This window comes from Microbacterium salsuginis, from assembly GCF_012524205.1.
GTDB classification, from domain to species: Bacteria; Actinomycetota; Actinomycetes; order Actinomycetales; family Microbacteriaceae; genus Microbacterium; species Microbacterium salsuginis.
This window is the reverse complement of the sequence record NZ_JABACI010000004.1, coordinates 450,947-468,815: the sequence shown is the minus strand read 5'-3', so window position 1 is coordinate 468,815 and position 17,869 is coordinate 450,947. Positions and strand designations below refer to the sequence as shown.

15 protein-coding genes are annotated in these 17,869 nt (G+C 70.2%); 12 read left to right on the top strand and 3 right to left on the bottom strand.

Annotation, left to right across the window (positions count from 1 at the left end):
* Positions 1-22 precede the first annotated feature (22 nt).
* The 9 genes from HF576_RS13995 (at position 23) to HF576_RS13955 (ending at position 10,055) form a co-directional block, all read left to right on the top strand.
* Positions 23-1,306, top strand: a complete 1,284-nt coding sequence (locus HF576_RS13995; protein WP_168913410.1) for a SufS family cysteine desulfurase — start codon at positions 23-25, stop codon at positions 1,304-1,306.
* Positions 1,303-1,752 carry a Fe-S cluster assembly sulfur transfer protein SufU gene (gene sufU / locus HF576_RS13990; protein WP_168913409.1) on the top strand — a complete coding sequence of 150 codons (450 nt, stop codon included), beginning with the start codon at positions 1,303-1,305 and terminating at the stop codon, positions 1,750-1,752. Before HF576_RS13995 ends, sufU begins: the two co-directional genes overlap by 4 nt.
* Before the next feature lie 235 nt (positions 1,753-1,987).
* The gene (locus HF576_RS13985) at positions 1,988-2,140 is read left to right on the top strand and encodes a hypothetical protein (protein ID WP_168913408.1); all 153 of its coding nucleotides are present in this window, start codon (positions 1,988-1,990) and stop codon (positions 2,138-2,140) included.
* Entirely contained in the window at positions 2,137-2,226 is a 90-nt protein-coding gene (locus tag HF576_RS13980) for a potassium-transporting ATPase subunit F (RefSeq protein WP_168913407.1), read from the top strand. The genes HF576_RS13985 and HF576_RS13980 overlap by 4 nt, the downstream gene beginning before the upstream one ends.
* Positions 2,226-3,908 carry a potassium-transporting ATPase subunit KdpA gene (kdpA, locus tag HF576_RS13975; protein WP_168913406.1) on the top strand — a complete coding sequence of 561 codons (1,683 nt, stop codon included), beginning with the start codon at positions 2,226-2,228 and terminating at the stop codon, positions 3,906-3,908. Before HF576_RS13980 ends, kdpA begins: the two co-directional genes overlap by 1 nt.
* 3 nt (positions 3,909-3,911) lie before the next feature.
* Complete coding sequence (gene kdpB, locus HF576_RS13970; protein ID WP_168913405.1) at positions 3,912-6,176, top strand: potassium-transporting ATPase subunit KdpB; 2,265 nt, start codon at positions 3,912-3,914, stop codon at positions 6,174-6,176.
* 22 nt (positions 6,177-6,198) lie between these two features.
* Positions 6,199-6,813, top strand: a complete 615-nt coding sequence (kdpC, locus tag HF576_RS13965) for a K(+)-transporting ATPase subunit C (RefSeq protein WP_168913404.1) — start codon at positions 6,199-6,201, stop codon at positions 6,811-6,813.
* A 42-nt stretch (positions 6,814-6,855) separates the two neighbouring features.
* Positions 6,856-9,384 carry a DUF4118 domain-containing protein gene (locus tag HF576_RS13960; RefSeq protein ID WP_168913403.1) on the top strand — a complete coding sequence of 843 codons (2,529 nt, stop codon included), beginning with the start codon at positions 6,856-6,858 and terminating at the stop codon, positions 9,382-9,384.
* Positions 9,381-10,055: a response regulator gene (locus tag HF576_RS13955; RefSeq protein ID WP_168913402.1), complete on the top strand. Its 675-nt coding sequence runs from the start codon at positions 9,381-9,383 to the stop codon at positions 10,053-10,055. Before HF576_RS13960 ends, HF576_RS13955 begins: the two co-directional genes overlap by 4 nt.
* A 94-nt stretch (positions 10,056-10,149) precedes the next feature.
* Here the strand turns inward: HF576_RS13955 and HF576_RS13950 are convergent, their stop codons facing one another.
* From HF576_RS13950 to HF576_RS13940, 3 genes are all read right to left on the bottom strand, one after another.
* Positions 10,150-11,049 (bottom strand): TerC family protein, encoded by a 900-nt coding sequence (locus HF576_RS13950; RefSeq protein ID WP_168913401.1) that lies wholly within the window; start codon positions 11,047-11,049, stop codon positions 10,150-10,152.
* 69 nt (positions 11,050-11,118) lie between these two features.
* Positions 11,119-12,099: an SRPBCC family protein gene (locus HF576_RS13945; protein WP_168913400.1), complete on the bottom strand. Its 981-nt coding sequence runs from the start codon at positions 12,097-12,099 to the stop codon at positions 11,119-11,121.
* A 45-nt stretch (positions 12,100-12,144) separates the two neighbouring features.
* A complete protein-coding gene (locus tag HF576_RS13940; protein WP_425523007.1) occupies positions 12,145-12,504 on the bottom strand; it encodes an ArsR/SmtB family transcription factor in 360 nt (119 codons plus the stop codon).
* Positions 12,505-12,897: 393 nt separating this feature from the next.
* On the opposite strand from HF576_RS13940, the gene HF576_RS13935 reads away from it, so the two are divergent.
* From HF576_RS13935 to purL, 3 genes are all read left to right on the top strand, one after another.
* Positions 12,898-13,848: an Ig-like domain-containing protein gene (locus HF576_RS13935; RefSeq protein ID WP_168913398.1), complete on the top strand. Its 951-nt coding sequence runs from the start codon at positions 12,898-12,900 to the stop codon at positions 13,846-13,848.
* A 389-nt stretch (positions 13,849-14,237) separates the two neighbouring features.
* The gene (locus HF576_RS13930; RefSeq protein ID WP_168913397.1) at positions 14,238-15,443 is read left to right on the top strand and encodes an MFS transporter; all 1,206 of its coding nucleotides are present in this window, start codon (positions 14,238-14,240) and stop codon (positions 15,441-15,443) included.
* 43 nt (positions 15,444-15,486) lie between these two features.
* On the top strand, positions 15,487-17,835 hold the full coding sequence (gene purL, locus HF576_RS13925) for a phosphoribosylformylglycinamidine synthase subunit PurL (RefSeq protein ID WP_343234283.1): 2,349 nt from the start codon (positions 15,487-15,489) through the stop codon (positions 17,833-17,835).
* The last annotated feature ends 34 nt before the right edge of the window (positions 17,836-17,869 follow it).

The following is a 17,869-nucleotide window of genomic DNA, read 5'->3' as shown; positions in this document are numbered from 1 at the left end:
GCATCCCGCGTAGCCTTAAGGGGTGACATCCCCCGCCCCCGTCCTCGATCTCGCCGCGATCCGCGCGGACTTCCCGCTGCTCGGCGAGCGCGTGAACGGGCATCCGCTGGTGTACCTCGACTCGGGGGCGACGAGCCAGAAGCCACAGGCGGTGATCGACGCCGAGGTCGCGTTCCTCACGCGCTCCAACTCGGCGGTGCATCGCGGCGCGCACACGCTCGCGGCCGAGGCGACCGAGCTGTTCGAGGACGCGCGCGCCACAGTGGCCGGCTTCGTCGGGGCACAGCCCGAGCAGCTGGTCTGGACGAGCGGCGCGACGGCGGGTCTCAACCTCGTCGCGTACGCGATCGGCAACGCCTCGGCAGGGCGCGGCGCACCCGCATCCGCCCGCTTCGCCCTCGCACCCGGCGACGAGATCGTCGTGACCGAGACCGAGCACCACGCGAACCTCATCCCGTGGCAGGAGCTCGCCGCCCGCACCGGCGCGGTGCTTCGTCACATCCCGGTCCGCGATGACGGGACCCTCGATACGGATGCCGCGGCCACCCTCATCGGCGACCGCACCCGTATCGTCGCCTTCCCCCATGTCTCGAATGTGCTGGGCATCGTGAACCCGGTCGGCGACCTCGTCGCGCTCGCGCAGGGCGTCGGCGCGCTCACGGTGCTGGACGCATGCCAGTCCGCTCCGCACCTGCCGCTCGACCTGCCCTCACTGGGCGTCGACCTCGCCGTCTTCTCGGGCCACAAGATGCTCGGGCCGTACGCCATCGGCGGCCTTTACGGTCGCTCCGAGGTGCTCGAGGCACTGCCGCCGTTCCTGACCGGCGGCTCGATGATCACCACGGTCACCCTCGACGAGGCGCAGTACCTGCCGCCGCCGCAGCGGTTCGAGGCCGGCACGCAGCCGGTGTCGCAGGCGATCGGACTCGCGGCCGCGGTGCGCTACCTCGATGCCGCCGGGATGGCCGCCGTGCACGCGCACGAGAAGGCGCTCGAAGCACGCATGGGCGAGGGGCTGCGGGCGATCCCCGGCATCCGGCTGCTCGGCGATGCGACCGAGGTGGAGCGCGTGGGCCTGTGGGCGTTCGACGTCGCCGGGGTGCACGCGCACGACGTCGGGCAGTTCCTGGATGCCCGCGGGGTCGCCGTGCGCGTCGGGCATCACTGCGCGCAGCCGCTGCACCGCCGTTTCGGCCTGACCGCCTCGGTGCGGGCATCCGCCGCCCTCTACAACACCCCGGAAGACGTCGACACATTCCTCGACGCCCTGTCGGGCGTGCGCGCGTTCTTCGGAGCCGGCTCATGAGCGGCCTCGAATCGCTCTACCAGGAGCTGATCCTCGACCACTCCAAGCGGCCGCAGGGCAGGGGCCTGGCTGATGAAGAGGGCCGCAACGCCACCTCGCATCAGCGCAACCCGATCTGCGGCGACGAGATCACGCTGCGGGTCCGCGTCGGCGACGACGGCGCGGTGCGCGACGTCACGTGGGAGGGTGCCGGCTGCTCGATCTCGCAGGCGTCGGCGTCGATGCTCGCCGCGCTCGTCGCGGAGGAGGACGGGATGCCGCGGGCCGAGGCATCCGCCCTCATCGACGGCTTCCGCGAGGCCTTGCGCTCGCGCGGCGAGCTCCCCCTCGACGAAGAGGTGTTCGGCGACGCCGCCGCACTGTCGGGGGTGTCGAAGTTCACCGCCCGCGTGAAGTGCGCGATGCTCGCGTGGGTCGCGTTCGAAGACGCCCTCGCCCGCACCTGAACCTCGCGCGCGGGAGCACCGAGCGCACCGACGTGCGCTCGTAGAGGCGCCGCGCCCACGGTGCCGCGCGCCGTGGCAGTGCCGCCGCGTAGCGACATCGTGAGGGCCGCCGCGTGGGTCGCATGGATTCCGTGAGGGTGCCGCGACCGTCCGCGACGACGGAGTTGCATCGAGTCGAGCCCGCTCCGGTGGGCGCCCCGCTGCACACCGCGGCGGGGATCACTCGAAGCCACCCGTGGAGTCCCCCGTGCTGGATGTCATCTACCTCGTCACGACGCTGGCGCTGTTCGCGCTCGTCGGACTGATCGCCAAGGGGGTCGAGAAGCTCGGGCCGCCGGTCCGCGGCTCGGCCCCACGCGAAGCGACGGGCGGGGAGGAGCGCCGATGATCGTCCTCTCCGTGATCGCCGGCCTGCTCGGACTCGCGGCGGTCGTCTACCTCGTGGTCACCCTCGTGAAGCCGGAGAAGTTCTGATGGATGCCGCGACCATCGGCCTCGGCATCCTGCAGGCCGCCACGGTGCTCCTCGCCCTCGCGCTGCTCTACCGGCCGCTCGGCGACTGGATCGCCCGCACCTACACGACGGACCGCGACTGGCGCGTCGAGCGCGGCGTGTACCGCATGCTCGGCGTCGACCCTGCGTCGGAGCAGACGTGGCAGTCCTATGCGCGCGGCGTGCTGACCTTCTCGCTCGTCGGCGTCCTCTTCGTCTACGCGCTGCAGCGGCTCCAGGGAATTCTCCCCGTCTCACTCGGTCTCCCCGCCGTTCCCGAGGGACTGGCGTTCAACACCGCCGTCTCGTTCGTGACGAACACGAACTGGCAGTCGTACTCGCCCGAGCTGACGCTGGGGTACACCGTGCAGCTCGCGGGGCTCGCCGTGCAGAACTTCGTGTCGGCGGCCGTCGGGATCGCCGTCGCCGTGGCGCTCGTGCGCGGGTTCGCCCGCCGCGGCTCGGCGACGATCGGCAACTTCTGGGTCGACCTGGTGCGCGGCATCACGCGCCTGCTGCTGCCGCTGGCCGTCGTGTCCGCCGTCGCCCTCGTGGCCGGCGGCGTCGTGCAGAACTTCGCGGGCTTCACCGACGTCACGACCATCACAGGAGGCACGCAGTCGATCCCGGGCGGCCCGGTCGCCTCGCAGGAGGCCATCAAGCTGCTCGGCACGAACGGCGGCGGCTTCTTCAACGCCAACTCGGCGCATCCCTTCGAGAACCCGACGCCGTGGACGAACGTCCTCGAGATCCTGCTGCTGCTGGCGATCCCGGTCGCGATGCCCCGCGCCTTCGGGCGCATGGTCGGCGACAACCGCCAGGGCTACGCGATCCTCGCGGTCATGGCGACCATCGCCGTCGCCTCGCTCACCGCCGTCACCTGGCTGGAGTCGCTCGGGCTGGGCTCGGCGCCGCAACTCGCCGGGGGCGCGATGGAGGGCAAGGAGCAGCGGTACGGCATCCTCGGTTCCACCCTGTTCGCCGGTGCGACGACGCTCACCAGCACCGGCGCGGTCAACTCGATGCACGACTCGTACACCGCGCTGGGCGGCATGATCCCGATCGTCAACATGATGCTCGGCGAGATCGCGCCGGGCGGCGTCGGCTCGGGTCTGTACGGCATGCTCGTGCTCGCCGTCATCGCGGTCTTCGTGGGCGGACTGCTGATCGGCCGCACTCCGGAGTACCTCGGCAAGAAGGTCGGCCCGACGCAGATCAAGCTCGCAAGCCTCTACATCCTGGTCACGCCCGTGCTCGTGCTGGCGGGCACCGCGCTGAGCTTCGGCATCCCCGCGATCCGCGCCGACGTCGAGGCCACGTCGATCTGGAACCCGGGCGTGCACGGCCTCGGCGAGGTGCTCTACGCGTTCACGTCGGCGTCGAACAACAACGGATCGGCCTTCGCGGGCCTCACGGCGAACACGCCGTGGCTGAACACCGCGCTCGGCGTCGCGATGCTCCTCGGCCGGTTCATCCCGATCGTGCTGGTGCTCGCTCTCGCCGGCTCCCTCGCGGCCCAGACGACGCGCCTCGCGACGACGGGCACGCTCCCCACGCATCGTCCGCAGTTCGTCGGCCTCCTCGCCGTCGTCGCGGTCGTCATCACCGCACTCACCTATTTCCCCGTTCTCACGCTGGGTCCCCTGGCGGAAGGGCTCGTCTGACTCATGTCCCTCACCACTCCCACCCGCCCATCGCTCCCCTCGGCTCCTGAGCCGGGGCACGAGCGCTCCCGCCGCGCGACGACTCGCGCGTTCGGCTGGCAGCAGCTGATGCAGGCGCTCCCGGGTGCCGTGGGCAAGCTCAACCCGGCCGCCCTGTGGCGCAACCCCGTCATGTTCCTGGTGTGGGTCGGAGCCGCACTCACCACCGTGATCGCGATCGCCGAGCCGTTCCTCGGCGGGGCGGGCGACTCCGGCGGCACGCCGGTGCCGTTCGGCTTCACGTGGGGCATCGCGATCTGGCTGTGGCTCACGGTGCTGTTCGCGAACGTGGCCGAATCCGTGGCCGAGGGCCGGGGCAAGGCGCAGGCGGCCACGCTGCGCAAGACTCGCACCTCGACCATGGCGCGTCGCGTCGTGCAGTACGACGAGATTCAGGATGCCGCGGCCATACTCGCCGACACCGGCGAGGTGGCCTCGTCCGACCTCACGCTCGGCGATGTCGTGATCGTGTCGGCGGGCGAGCTCATTCCCGGCGACGGTGACATCATCCATGGCATCGCGACGGTCGACGAGTCGGCCATCACGGGCGAGTCGGCCCCTGTCGTCCGTGAGTCCGGCGGCGACCGCTCGGCCGTCACCGGTGGCACGCGGGTGCTCTCGGACCGCATCGTGGTGCGCATCACCTCGAAGCCCGGCGAGACCTTCGTCGACCGCATGATCGCCCTCGTCGAGGGCGCGAGCCGCCAGAAGACCCCCAACGAGATCGCCCTCGGCATCCTGCTCGCGAGCCTGTCGATCGTGTTCGTCATCGTCGTGTTGACGCTGAACCCGATCGCCTCGTACGCCGCCGCGCCGGTGAGCATCCCGGTGCTCGTGGCCCTGCTGATCTGCCTCATCCCGACGACCATCGGCGCCCTGCTGTCGGCGATCGGCATCGCGGGCATGGACCGCCTCGTGCAGGCCAACGTCCTGGCGATGTCGGGCCGTGCCGTCGAGGCCGCCGGCGACGTGACCACGCTGCTGCTCGACAAGACCGGCACGATCACGTACGGCAACCGGCGCGCGTCCGACTTCGTCGCGATGCCCGGCGTCGGCGAGGTCGAGCTCGCACGTGCCGCCTCACTGTCGTCACTGGCCGACCCCACGCCCGAGGGCGTCTCGGTGGTCGAACTGGCCGTGCTCCGCGGCATCCGGACCGAGACTCCGCCCGACGCGGTCACCGTGCCGTTCACGGCGCAGACCCGCATGAGCGGCGTCGACCTCGCCGACGGCACGCAGGTGCGAAAGGGCGCGGGGTCCGCGGTGCTCGCGTGGCTCGAGGCATCCGGAGTCCCCCTCACCGCCGCGACGCGCACGCAGCTGACGGCCGAGACGGATGCCATCGCCCAATCCGGCGGCACCCCGCTGGTCGTCGCTGTTCTGGAGAGCGATGTTCTGGAGAGCGCTGTTCTGGAGAGCGCTGTTCTGGAGAGCGCTGTTCTGGACGGCGGCGGTCGGACGAGCGCTCCTGTCGAGGGCGCGGCGCGGGGCCGGCTGCTCGGTGTGATCCACCTCAAGGACATCGTCAAGGACGGCCTGCGCGAGCGGTTCGACGAACTGCGCACGATGGGTATCCGCACCGTCATGATCACCGGCGACAACCCGCTCACCGCTGCCGCCATCGCGACGGAGGCGGGCGTCGACGACTATCTCGCCGAGGCGACACCCGAAGACAAGCTCGCGCTCATCAAGCGCGAGCAGGCGGGCGGCAACCTCGTCGCGATGACCGGCGACGGCACGAACGACGCCCCGGCGCTGGCGCAGGCCGACGTCGGCGTCGCCATGAACACGGGCACGTCGGCGGCGAAGGAGGCCGGCAACATGGTCGATCTCGACAGCGACCCGACCAAGCTCATCGACATCGTCCGGATCGGCAAGCAGCTGCTCATCACGCGCGGCGCGCTCACCACGTTCTCGCTCGCGAACGACATCGCGAAGTACTTCGCGATCGTCCCCGCGATGTTCATGGGCGTGTTCCCGGGCCTCGCGGCGCTGAACGTCATGCAGCTCGGCTCTCCCGCATCCGCCGTCATGAGCGCGATCGTCTTCAACGCCATCGTGATCGTGTTCCTCATCCCCCTCGCGCTGCGGGGCGTGAAGTACCGGGCGGCGAGCGCGTCGCAGGTGCTCAGCCGCAATCTGCTCGTCTACGGCCTCGGCGGCGTCATCGCGCCGTTCATCGGCATCAAGCTCATCGACCTCGTCGTGAGCCTCATCCCCGGTTTCTGAAGGATTCGAAGGAGACATCGACATGTCCACCACCGCCCGCGCCACCGTGCGCACCACCGGTGTCGCCGTGCGAGCGATGCTCGTCTTCACGCTGGTCCTCGGCGTCGGCTACACGCTTCTCGTCACGGCGTTCGGCCAGATCGTCCTGCCATGGCAGGCGGACGGCTCACGCGTGACGGATGCGTCCGGCGAGACCGTCGGCTCCGCGCTCATCGGCCAGCCGTTCACGACCGGAGACGGCGACGCCATCGCCGGGTACTTCCAGTCGCGACCCGCGGCCGCGGGTGACGGGTACGACGGCGGCGCGTCGAGCGGCTCGAACCTCGGCCCCGAGAATGCCGACCTCATCACCGCGATCGAGGAGCGGCAGGCTGCCATCGCCGAGCTCGACGGCGTCGACCCGGCCGAGATCCCCGCCGACGCGGTCACCGCCTCGGGTTCTGGTCTGGATCCCCACATCAGCCCGGCGTACGCGATGCTGCAGGCACCACGCGTCGCCGAGGAGCGCGGACTCGACGTCGCCGAGGTGCGCGCACTGGTCGACGCGCACACGCAGCAGCGCGATCTCGGCTTCCTCGGCGAGCCGCGCGTGAACGTGCTCGAGCTGAACCTCGCGCTCGATGCGCGCGACCGATGAGCGAGGCCCCTCTCGCTCGCGACGACGACATAGGGTGACGACATGAAGCGCGGCAAGCTGCGGGTGCTGCTCGGGGCCGCACCGGGAGTGGGCAAGACCTACGAGATGCTCGAAGAGGGCCGCCGCCTGCGCGAGGACGGCCGCGATGTCGTGATCGCCGTCGTCGAGACCCACGGGCGCGCCGCGACCGCAGCGCTGGTCGAGGGCCTCCCCGTCGTGCCGCGAGGCACCGTGACCCACCGTGGAGTGGAGCTGACCGAGATGGATCTCGACGGCGTGCTGCAGCGGCATCCGTCCATCGCTCTCGTGGACGAGCTCGCGCACACCAACGCGCCGGGATCGCGCCACGGCAAGCGCTGGCAGGACGTCGCCGAACTGCTCGACGCCGGCATCGACGTCATCACGACCGTGAACGTGCAGCACATCGAGTCGCTCGGCGGTGTCGTCGAGCAGATCACCGGCGTGCCGCAGCGAGAGACGGTCCCGGATGCCGTGGTCCGCGGCGCCGACCAGATCGAGGTCGTCGACCTCGCCCCTGAATCACTGCGCGACCGGCTCTCGGCGGGCGTGGTGTACCCGGCCGAGCGGGTCGACGCGGCCCTGTCGAACTACTTCCGGCTGGGCAATCTCACCGCGCTGCGCGAGCTCGCCCTGCTGTGGCTGGCGGACGAGGTCGACAGCGCGCTGAAGTCCTACCGCGCCGAACACGGCATCGAGGGCACATGGCAGGCGCGCGAGCGCGTCGTGGTGGCGCTGACCGGCGGACCCGAGGGCGAGACCCTCGTGCGGCGCGGGGCGCGGATCGCCGCGCGGGCGGCGGGGGGCGAACTGCTCGCCGTGCACGTGTCGAGTCAGGACGGACTGCGGGATGCCGCACCCGGCGCGCTGGCAAACCAGAGGGCGCTGGTCGAGTCGCTGGGCGGCACCTATCACCAGGTGGTCGAGGACGACGTGCCGCGCGCGCTGGTGGAGTTCGCCCGGTCGGTCGACGCGACGCAGCTGGTGATCGGCGTGAGCCGTCGCGGCAGACTCGCCGCCGCCCTCACGGGCCCGGGAATCGGCGCGACCGTGATCCGCGAATCCGGTGATATCGACGTGCACATCGTGTCGCACGCCGCGGCGGGAGGGCGCTTCGCGCTGCCCCGGCTGACCGGCGGCGCCCTCAGCGTGAAGCGGCGCGTGCTCGGGTTCGCGCTCGCGCTCGTCGGCGGGCCGCTGCTCACGTGGCTGCTCGTGGCCATCCGCAGCGAAGAGACGATCACGAGCGATGTGCTGGCGTATCAGCTGCTCGTCGTACTGGTCGCGCTCGTGGGCGGCATCTGGCCGGCGGTGTTTGCGGCGGTGATGTCGGGATTCACGCTCAACTTCTTCTTCGTCCAGCCCTTCCACACCGTGACGATCTCGGATCCGCGCAACGCCTGGGCGCTGGCCCTCTACGTCGTGATCGCGGTGCTCGTCAGCTATATCGTCGATCGGGCTGCGCGAGCCGCGCGCGCCGCGACCCGGTCGGCGGCGGAGTCCGAGCTGCTGGCCACCGTCGCGGGCAGCGTGCTGCGGGGCCAAGGCGCCGTGCCGGCGCTGGTGTCGCGCACGCGGGAGGCGTTCGGGATGTCGGGCGTGCGACTCATCGCCACCTCGGGTGAGGTCATCGCCACCGACGGCGAGCCGCTGCGCGACGATCGTCACCTCGTCACGCCGATCGGGGCGCGCGCTCGGCTCGAGCTGCACGGACCCGAGCTCGACACGTCGGAGCGCCGGCTGCTCGACGTCGTCGTGGCGCAGCTGGGCGCCGCCCTCGAGCAGGACGAGCTGCAGGAGGCCGCCCGTGCGGCCGAGATGCTCGCCGAGACCGACCAGGTGCGCAGCGCGCTGCTCTCGGCCGTGAGTCACGACCTGCGCCGGCCGCTCGCCGCCGCGGTCGCCGCGGTCGGCGGACTGCGCGCCGCCGGAGCCCAGCTGTCGAGCGAGGATCGCGGTGAGCTGCTCGCGACCGCGGAGGAGTCGCTCATCACGCTGTCGACACTCGTGACCGACCTGCTGGACGTGAGCCGCATCGAGGCGGGCGTGCTCGCCGTCTCGCTCGTCCCGCTCGACGTCGACGAGATCGTGCTGGCCGCCGTCGACGAGCTGGGGGCGGGTCCGGAGGCGGTCGAGCTCGCCCTGGATCCCGACCTGCCCGCCGTCCGCGCCGACGCGGTGCTGCTGCAGCGCGTGCTCGTCAACGTGCTCGCCAACGCGCTGCGTCACGCGCCGGACGGCTCGCGCGTGCGGATAGCGACGAGCCGCCTGGGCGGGACCGTCCAGGTGCGCGTCGTCGACCGCGGCCCGGGAGTCTCGCCCGAACGCCGCGAGGAGATGTTCGCGCCCTTCCAGCGGCTGGGCGACACCGACAACACCACCGGCCTGGGGCTCGGCCTGGCCCTGTCGAAGGGGTTCACCGAGGGCATGGGCGGTACGCTCGCGCCCGAGGACACTCCCGGCGGAGGCCTCACCATGGTCGTCTCGCTGCCGGTGGCGGATGACACCGCAGCTGATGCTGCCGCCGCCGACCAGGACGGAGCAACCGCGTGAAGGTGCTGATCGCCGACGACGATCCGCAGCTCGTGCGCGCCCTGCGCATCACTCTCACCGCCCACGGCTACGAGGTGGTCGCGGCGCCCGACGGGCCGTCGGCGATCGCGCTCGCGGCGAAGGAGCACCCCGACATCGTGATGGTGGACCTGGGGATGCCGCGCCTCGACGGCGTCGGCGTGATCCAGGCCCTGCGCGGCTGGTCGACGGCGCCGATCATCGTGGTGTCGGGCCGGACAGGGTCCGCCGACAAGGTCGAGGCGCTGGATGCCGGAGCCGACGACTACGTCACCAAGCCGTTCCAGGTGGACGAGCTGCTGGCGCGACTTCGCGCGCTGTCGCGACGGGTGGCCACGGCATCCGAGGATCCCGTCGTGAGTTTCGCCGACGTCACCGTGGATCTCGCCGCCAAGTCGGTCTCGCGCGCCGGCGAGCGCGTGCACCTCACCCCGACCGAGTGGCGCATCCTCGAGTTCCTCGCACGCAACCCCGGCACCCTCGTGACGCGGCAGGCGCTCTTGAAGGAGCTGTGGGGCACCGAGCAGGTCACCGACACCGGATACCTGCGGTTGTACATGTCACAGCTGCGCAAGAAGCTCGAGCCCGACCCCGGGCATCCCGCGCACCTCCTCACCGAGCAGGGCATGGGCTACCGCCTGGTGCTCGGCTGACACACCACTCGTCGCGCCGAGCCGTCTCGTACGGTCGGCCACGCGGCCCGGGTCCGGCCAGTTGCGATGGTTCGGCGACCGAGGGCTGGAGGGATCAGCCGAGACCCTGGCGCTCGCCGGGCTCGGGGGCGTCGTCGCCCGCCACCGGCTTGTTCGACAGGCCCACCGAACCCGCGTGCGGGTCGGTCGAGAGCGCCGCGTGCACGGCGACGGACTCGTCGACGTCCGGGTACTGCGGTCGCAGCTGCACGGCGTGCTGCTCCTTCTGCGCGCGCTTGGCCTTGCGAGCCGAGTACACCAGGTTGAGCGCTTCGACGAAGATCGCGAACGCCATCGGACCGTAGATGAACGCCTTGTCGATGTGGAACCCGAAGCCTTCGGCGACCAGGAAGACGCCGATCAGCAAGAGGAACGACAGCGCCAGCATCTTCACCGTGGGGTGCTTGTTGACGAACATGAAGATGAAGCGGGCGGCGAAGAGCATGATGCCGAACGACAGCACCACGACCGTGATGATCACGACCAGGTTCTCGGTCATGCCGACCGCGGTGATGACGGAGTCGAGCGAGAAGACGATGTCGAGCGCGAGGATCTGCGCGAGCACCGAGCCGAAGGTCACGGCCTTCCGGCCGGCGCCGCCGTGCTCCTCCTCGGCGCCCTCGAGTTTGTGGTGGATCTCGGTCACGGCCTTGTAGACGAGGAACAGACCACCCGCGATGAGGATGAGGTCCTTCCACGAGAACCCGATCCCGAACAGGACGAAGATCTCTTCCTTGAGCGTGATGATCCAGCCGGCGAAGAGCACCAGGATGACGCGGATCACCATCGCGAGCGTCAGGCCGAGGTTGCGGGCCCTCGCCTGCTGCTCCTTGGGCAGCTTCGACGCGAGGATCGAGATGAAGATGACGTTGTCGACGCCGAGGACCACCTCGAGCACGAACAGCGTCACGAAGACGGCGATCAGGTCGGGCGTGAAGGCGAAGGAGAAGTCCACGGGTCAACAATACGGACGAAGATCCGGATGCCGCGGGCCGCGGCATCCGGATCCTGCTCGTTCTGCGGGTCAGACGGCGGCGAGTACGCCCTCGAGGCGGGCGTAGCTGGACTCCATGCCCTCGGTCATGCCGGTCGCGAGCACGATGTCGCGGGTCTCCTTGTCGGGGTACTCGATGAACAGCGTGATGAGCGTCGCGCCGTCCTCCTCCTCGAGATTGAGGTCGTTGAGCGTTCCCGGGTAGTCGGTGCCCGTCATGTGCTCGGTCGTCACCGCGCGACGCGGCGGCTCGATCAGGAGGGCCTCGCCGTCGAACCCGAAGCGCTCGCCCTCGACCCCCTCGCCGGGCTCCCACACGTAGCGGTATTTCGCGCCGACTTCGGATGCGACCTCGCACTCGACGAGGCTCCACCCGTCGGGTCCCAGCATCCACTTCTTGAGCAGCTCGGGCTCGTGGTGCGCGCGCCACACCAGATCGATCGGCCCCTCGATGAGGCGGGTGATGCGCACGTGCGTGTCATCGAGGATCTCGGTCTGCGTGCCTTTGCCCTGGGCATAGGCACGGAGTCCTTCGAGCACGCGGCCGAGCTGATCCATGGCCATCGTGGTGCCCTCGATCATGCCCATCGCGACGACCTGCTCGAGCGCCTCGGCCGACGTGAACCGCGTGACGCTCTCGAGGCGAGACCCCGTGGCGGTCGGCTCGAACACGAGGGTCATTCGCGATGTGGGCAGTTCTTCGTTGACCTTGCCGTCCTCGTCGGCGAACGAATCCAGCACGGTGAACGATCGCGGTCCGTCCAGTTCGAGGAACTCCCAGGTCGCGTGGTACTTCTCGCCCTGCGGGCTGGTCATGTGATAGCGGGCACGGCCACCGACGGTGAGGTCGAACGACGTGAAGGTGGCGGGGTATCCGGGAGGGCCCCAGAACCGCTCGAGCTGCCGCGGGTCGGTGAAGACCTCCCACAGGCGCTCGATCGGGGCGGGGAACTCGGCGGTCAGCGTCATGGTGAGCGCTTCGGCGTCGGTGGTGACTTCGGTGACGGGCATCGTCGTTCTCCTTGTGTCTGTCGTGCGTGCGTTGGTGTGGTTGCTTCAGTCGGCCGGCTCGGAGGGAGCCGGTTCGGGCTTGCGTGGTTCGGCGAGGATCGCGTCGAGCCGGTCGATGCGCGACCGCCACAGCTCCTCGTAGCGAGCCAGCAGCGCACGGGCGCGGGCGATCATGGCCGGATCCGCTCGGACGAGACGCTCGCGGCCCTCGGCGCGCTTGATGATGAGGCCGGCCGCCTCGAGCACGGCGACGTGCTTCTGCACCGCGGCGAACGACATGTCGTAATCACCGGCGAGCGCAGAGACCGAGTGCTCGCCCTCGATCGTGCGCCGGAGGATGTCGCGCCGCGTGGCCGCCGCGAGTGCGTGGAACACGCGGTCGATCTCTTCATCACTGAGCTCCATTTGTACAACCATTTGGTTGTACGTTATGACTGCCCGATCGACATGTCAAGACCGGATTCGTCGGAAGAGCGTTCTCATCGCATATTGACCTTCGCTGCACGGGCCCCTGTTGTCGCTGCACCGAGTGCAGCGAAACGCCTCGCGCAGCCAGACGGTACCTGCGAATGCACGGGCGCCCGACCCGGCGCCTTCAACCGCAATCGCCCCAGGGACCTCTGGAAAGTGGATGGCGGCGATGCCGACGTTGTCGAATCTGGTGGGTATGGCTCAGGCGAGCGAGCCCGAAAAAACCCGCGCTGGCCGAGGAGCCTGCGCTATCGTGAGCCGCGTCGGTTTGACTGCGCGATGGCGATGCGCTCGTTCGACCGCGTCCGACGCAAGGGGGGGTCTGTGATGCATCGAGTCGATGAGGCTGCGCGGCACCACCGCGCAAGACTTCGCACGGGAGTGCTGGGCGCCGTGGCCGCCATCCTGCTGCTGTTCGCCGCCCCGGTTGCCTCCGCCGCCGATGTGACCGATCCGCCCGGCGGCGAGGTGCGAAGCCTGCACGTCTCGACCCCGCAGAACGGCGCGGTGGTCGAGACGGCGACTCCGACCTTCTCGGGAACGGCCACGCCCGGCGACCTCATCGTGGTGAACTACACCCCGGCGCTCGAGTGGGGCGGCACCGCGGGGACGGTGACCGTGGACTCCGAGGGCGACTGGACGATTGCGCAGGCGGACTTCTCCGGCGCAAGCGTGGGGACGACGGTGTTCCGCGTGACGGTGAGCGCCGTCGCGCCGGGCGGAGAGGGTCGACCGGGCGACGTCCAGCTCGACCTGACGTTCGCGACGCCGCCGGTCACGAGCGTCGACCTCGCCGTGCTCTCCCCACAGAACAACGGCGTCGCGGGTCCGCACCTCGAGTTCGCCGGTAACGGATGGCCCGGCAAGACGGTGATCATCGACTACATCGACTCCGCCGGCAACGTGCGACAAGCCGGCACCGGCACCGTCGCCGATTTGGGCAGGTGGGTCGTGATCGCGGCATTCCCCGACGAGCCGGCCACGACGCACCCGATCCAGGTGACCGTTCAGCAAGCCGAGGCCGACGGCACGCGGATCCTCAACACCGTCTCGCTGACGCTGACCTATCAGCCGAGCCCGTCATCAGGCGACCCCGAGGTCACCGAGCCGGGAGCCGCTCCCCCCGCGATCGATGCCGGCACGCAGAACCGGCCGAAGGCGCTCGCAGCGACGGGCGGCGATGATGCCGTCACGCTGCTGCCGGTCGCCGCCGTGATCCTCTTGAGCGGTCTCGGAGCCTTCATGGCCACCCGGCGGGTTCGGGCGGCGCGGCGCTGATCACTCTGATGCGCGCTGTCGTGCAGCGGCGGCGGGGGTGATAGCGGTGGCGCGGTCGTCTGGGTTGCTCAGCACGGGCAGGCGTCCCCCGTGTATCCCGGGCTTCGGCCTTGGGCTGGAGCCGAGCGTCGAAGCGGCGTCAGCGTGAGCCACGAGGGCCTCCTCAGTCTCGAGTGCGTGAAGTAGACGGCTCCACTCTCGACCGGGAGGTCCTCCCCCGACTATCGCGTCACGACTCACGCAACGTCCATGGGCCGAACATCTCGGTGCGCGGATGCCCGTGCAGCAGGGGACGCGCCGCGCCGCCCCGCAACGCTCTTGCGCAACCGCCGGGTTGCATTCATTCATCTGATATGCAACTCTAGAGTTGCTATATCCGAGGAGGAGCAATGACCGAGCTGTACGCGCCCGCACGTACGACCGTGATCCTGGCGATCCTGTTCGCGGGAGCCTTCGTCATGGGTTGTGCCGAGATGCTCGTCGTGGGCATGATCGACCTCATCGCCGTCGACCTCGTCGTCTCGCTGTCGGCGGCCGGCGCCCTGGTGACCGCGAACGCCCTCGGCCTTGCGATCGGCGGCCCCCTGCTCACCTTCGCGCTCACCCGCTTCGACCGGCGCGCGGTGCTGCTCGGCGCGATCGGCGCCTTCATCCTCGGGAATCTGGTGCCGGTGCTCACCGCCGATTACACGCTCTTCGTCATCGCACGGGTCGTGATCGGCGGCGTCCAGGGCCTGTTCATCGCGGCCGCCATGGTCACCGCGACGACCATCGTGCCGCCGCAGCGCGCCGGGCGCGCCATGGCACTGATCATCGGCGGGTTCGCGATGTCGAGCGCGGTCGGGATGCCTCTGGGCACACTGCTCGGCCAGGCGATCGGCTGGCGCGGCTCATTCGCCGGCGTCGTCGCCGTCGGGCTGGTCGTGCTCGTGATCGCCTTCGTGGTGCTGCCCCCGGTTCCGGCATCCGGCGAGCATCGTGCCCTCGGCCAGGCCCGGTACGCGTTCTCGCCGCGCGTTCTCGCCGTGCTCGGCGTGAGCCTGCTCACGTTCGCCGCGATGCTCTCGGCGATCACCTACCTGATCCCGTTCCTCGATCAGGTGACGGGCACGACCGGCGCGGTCGCGACGGCGTACCTGCTGATCTACGGGGTCGCCACCGCGATCGGGTCGTTCGCCGGCGGCCGGTTCGCCGACGCGAACGCGGCGCTCACGCTCATCGTCGGCGCCGTCGGGGTGGGACTCTCGCTCACCGTGCTCGTCATGTTCGGGGCGAACCCGATCGTCGCCGGTGCCGCGGTCTTCGGCGTCGGGCTGTTCGGCATGGGCACGGGCGCCTCCATCCAGCACCGTGTGGTCAGCCTCGCCGGTCCCGGTGCTCCGCTCGCCTCCTCGCTCCCCGCATCGGCGGTCAACGCCGGCATCGCCCTCGGCGCCTTCGCCGGCGGCGTCGCCCTCGACAGTGCCGGGGTGACGGCGGCCGTCGTCACCGGAATCGCGCTCGCGGTGCTGGCCACCGGCGCCGCGTGGGCGACGAGCGCGGTGCGGCCCGCCACGGCGGTCCCGGCAGCCGACCGGGTACAGGTCGCCGACTAGACTGGTCACGTCCGGCATCCCCTGATTTCTGGAGTGCAGCCGCGTGACCACCCCCATCGAGAACACCGCTCCGGCACGCCCGGCCGCCGACACCGTCGACAACGCCGCCGCCACTCCCGAGAAGGAGCAGCCGTTCGCGGCGCTCGGACTCAAGCCCGACGAGTACGAGCGCATCCGCGAGATCCTCGGCCGCCGCCCCACGTCGGGCGAGCTGGCCATGTACTCGGTGATGTGGAGCGAGCACTGCTCCTACAAGTCCTCGAAGATCTATCTGCGCAAGTTCGGCGAGAAAGTCTCGGATGAGATGAAGACCCGCCTCATGGTGGGCATGGGCCAGAACGCGGGCGTGGTCGACATCGGCGAGGGCTGGGCCGTCACCTTCAAGGTCGAGTCGCACAACCACCCCAGCTACATCGAGCCGTTCCAGGGCGCCGCGACCGGCGTCGGCGGCATCGTGCGCGACATCATCTCGATGGGCGCGCGCCCGGTCGCCATCATGGACCAGCTGCGCTTCGGCGCGATCGACAACCCCGACACCGCTCGCGTGGTGCACGGCGTCGTGAGCGGAATCTCGTTCTACGGCAACTGCCTCGGCCTGCCGAACATCGGCGGCGAGACGGTCTTCGACGCGGTGTACCAGGGCAACCCGCTCGTCAACGCCCTCGCGGTCGGCGTGCTGCGCCACGAGGACCTCAAGCTCGCCAACGCATCGGGTGCCGGCAACAAGGTCGTGCTGTTCGGAGCCCGCACCGGCGGAGACGGCATCGGTGGGGCGTCCATCCTCGCCTCCGACACGTTCGCCGACGGCGGCCCGACCAAGCGCCCTGCGGTGCAGGTGGGCGACCCGTTCGCCGAGAAGGTGCTCATCGAGTGCTGTCTCGAGCTCTACAAGGACGAGCTCGTCGAGGCCATCCAGGACCTCGGCGCCGCCGGCATCTCGTGCGCCACGTCGGAGCTCGCCGCCAACGGCGGCTCGGGCATGCGCGTCGACCTCGAGAACGTGCTGCTGCGCGACCCGACGCTCACTCCGGAAGAGATCCTGATGAGCGAGAGCCAGGAGCGCATGATGGCGATCGTGGCTCCCGAGAAGCTCGAGAAGTTCCTCGCCGTGACCGCCAAGTGGGATGTCGAGACCAGCGTGCTCGGCGAGGTCACCGGCGACGGCCGGCTGCAGATCTTCTGGCACGGTGAAGAGATCGTCAACGTCGACCCGTCGACCGTCGCCGTCGACGGCCCGGTCTACGAGCGCCCGGTCGCCTACCCCACCTGGATCGACGCGCTGCGTGAGGACTCGGCATCCGCTCTCCCCCGCGATCTCGACCCCGACACGCTGCGCCGCCAGTTCACGCAGCTGGTCGCGAGCCCCAACCTCGCCGACACGTCGTGGGTGACCAACCAGTACGACTACTACGTGCTCGGCAACACGGCGCTGTCGTTCCCCGACGATGCCGGCATGATCCGCGTCGACGAGCACTCCGGCCTCGGCTTCGCGATCGCGACGGACTGCAACGGGCGCTACTGCCAGCTCGACCCGTACCAGGGCGCAAAGCTCGCCCTCGCCGAGGCCTACCGCAACGTCGCGGTGACCGGCGCGGTGCCGACGGCGGTCACCGACTGCCTCAACTTCGGCTCGCCCGAGAACCCCGAGGTCATGTGGCAGTTCTCGCAGGCCGTGGACGGCCTGTCGGACGGATGCCTCGAGCTGGGCGTTCCCGTCACGGGCGGCAACGTCTCGTTCTACAACCAGACGGGCGACCAGCCGATCTTCCCGACCCCCGTCGTCGGCGTGCTCGGCATCATCGACGACGTCGCTCGCCGCATCCCGTCGGGGTGGCAGGACGCGGGCGAGAACATCTACCTGCTCGGCGTGACCGCGACCGAGCTGTCGGGCTCGCAGTGGGCCGGCACCATCCACGGCCACCTCGGCGGTCGCCCCCCGGCGGTCGACCTGGCCAACGAGAAGAAGCTCGCCGAGCTGCTGCACGCGGCCGGTCAGCAGGCGCTCGTCTCGTCGGCGCACGACCTGTCGTCCGGCGGGCTCGCGCAGGCTCTGGCCGAGTCCGTCATGCGCTTCGGCGTGGGCGCGCGGGTCTGGCTCAACGAGATCATGGAGCGGGACGGGGTGGATGCCGCCACCGCGCTGTTCTCGGAGTCCACGGGCCGCGTCATCGTGAGCGTGCCCCGTGAGGACGACGTGAAGTTCCGCGGCCTGTGCGAAGGGCGCGGCTACCCGGTACTGCGCATCGGCGTGACCGATGCCGCCGCGGACGGCGACGCCCCCGCGCTCGAGGTGCAGGGCCTGTTCACACTGCCCCTCGACGAGCTGCGCGACCTCTCGACCTCGACCCTTCCCGCCGCATTCGGCGCGACGGTGTCGGAGCCCGTCGCCTGATCCGGGGCCCTGCCGGTGTCGGAGCCGGGCTCTA

Bases quoted from the DNA above. Each gene is read 5' to 3' on its own strand.
- sufU (WP_168913409.1), top strand. From the start codon at position 1,303: ATGAGCGGCCTCGAATCGCTCTACCAGGAGCTGATCCTCGACCACTCC.
- HF576_RS13940 (WP_425523007.1), bottom strand. From the start codon at position 12,504: ATGGAGCTCAGTGATGAAGAGATCGACCGCGTGTTCCACGCACTCGCG.
- HF576_RS13935 (WP_168913398.1), top strand. From the start codon at position 12,898: ATGCATCGAGTCGATGAGGCTGCGCGGCACCACCGCGCAAGACTTCGC.
- HF576_RS13960 (WP_168913403.1), top strand. From the start codon at position 6,856: ATGAAGCGCGGCAAGCTGCGGGTGCTGCTCGGGGCCGCACCGGGAGTG.
- kdpC (WP_168913404.1), top strand. From the start codon at position 6,199: ATGTCCACCACCGCCCGCGCCACCGTGCGCACCACCGGTGTCGCCGTG.
- HF576_RS13945 (WP_168913400.1), bottom strand. From the start codon at position 12,099: ATGCCCGTCACCGAAGTCACCACCGACGCCGAAGCGCTCACCATGACG.
- HF576_RS13980 (WP_168913407.1), top strand. From the start codon at position 2,137: ATGATCGTCCTCTCCGTGATCGCCGGCCTGCTCGGACTCGCGGCGGTC.
- HF576_RS13930 (WP_168913397.1), top strand. From the start codon at position 14,238: ATGACCGAGCTGTACGCGCCCGCACGTACGACCGTGATCCTGGCGATC.
- kdpB (WP_168913405.1), top strand. From the start codon at position 3,912: ATGTCCCTCACCACTCCCACCCGCCCATCGCTCCCCTCGGCTCCTGAG.
- kdpA (WP_168913406.1), top strand. From the start codon at position 2,226: ATGGATGCCGCGACCATCGGCCTCGGCATCCTGCAGGCCGCCACGGTG.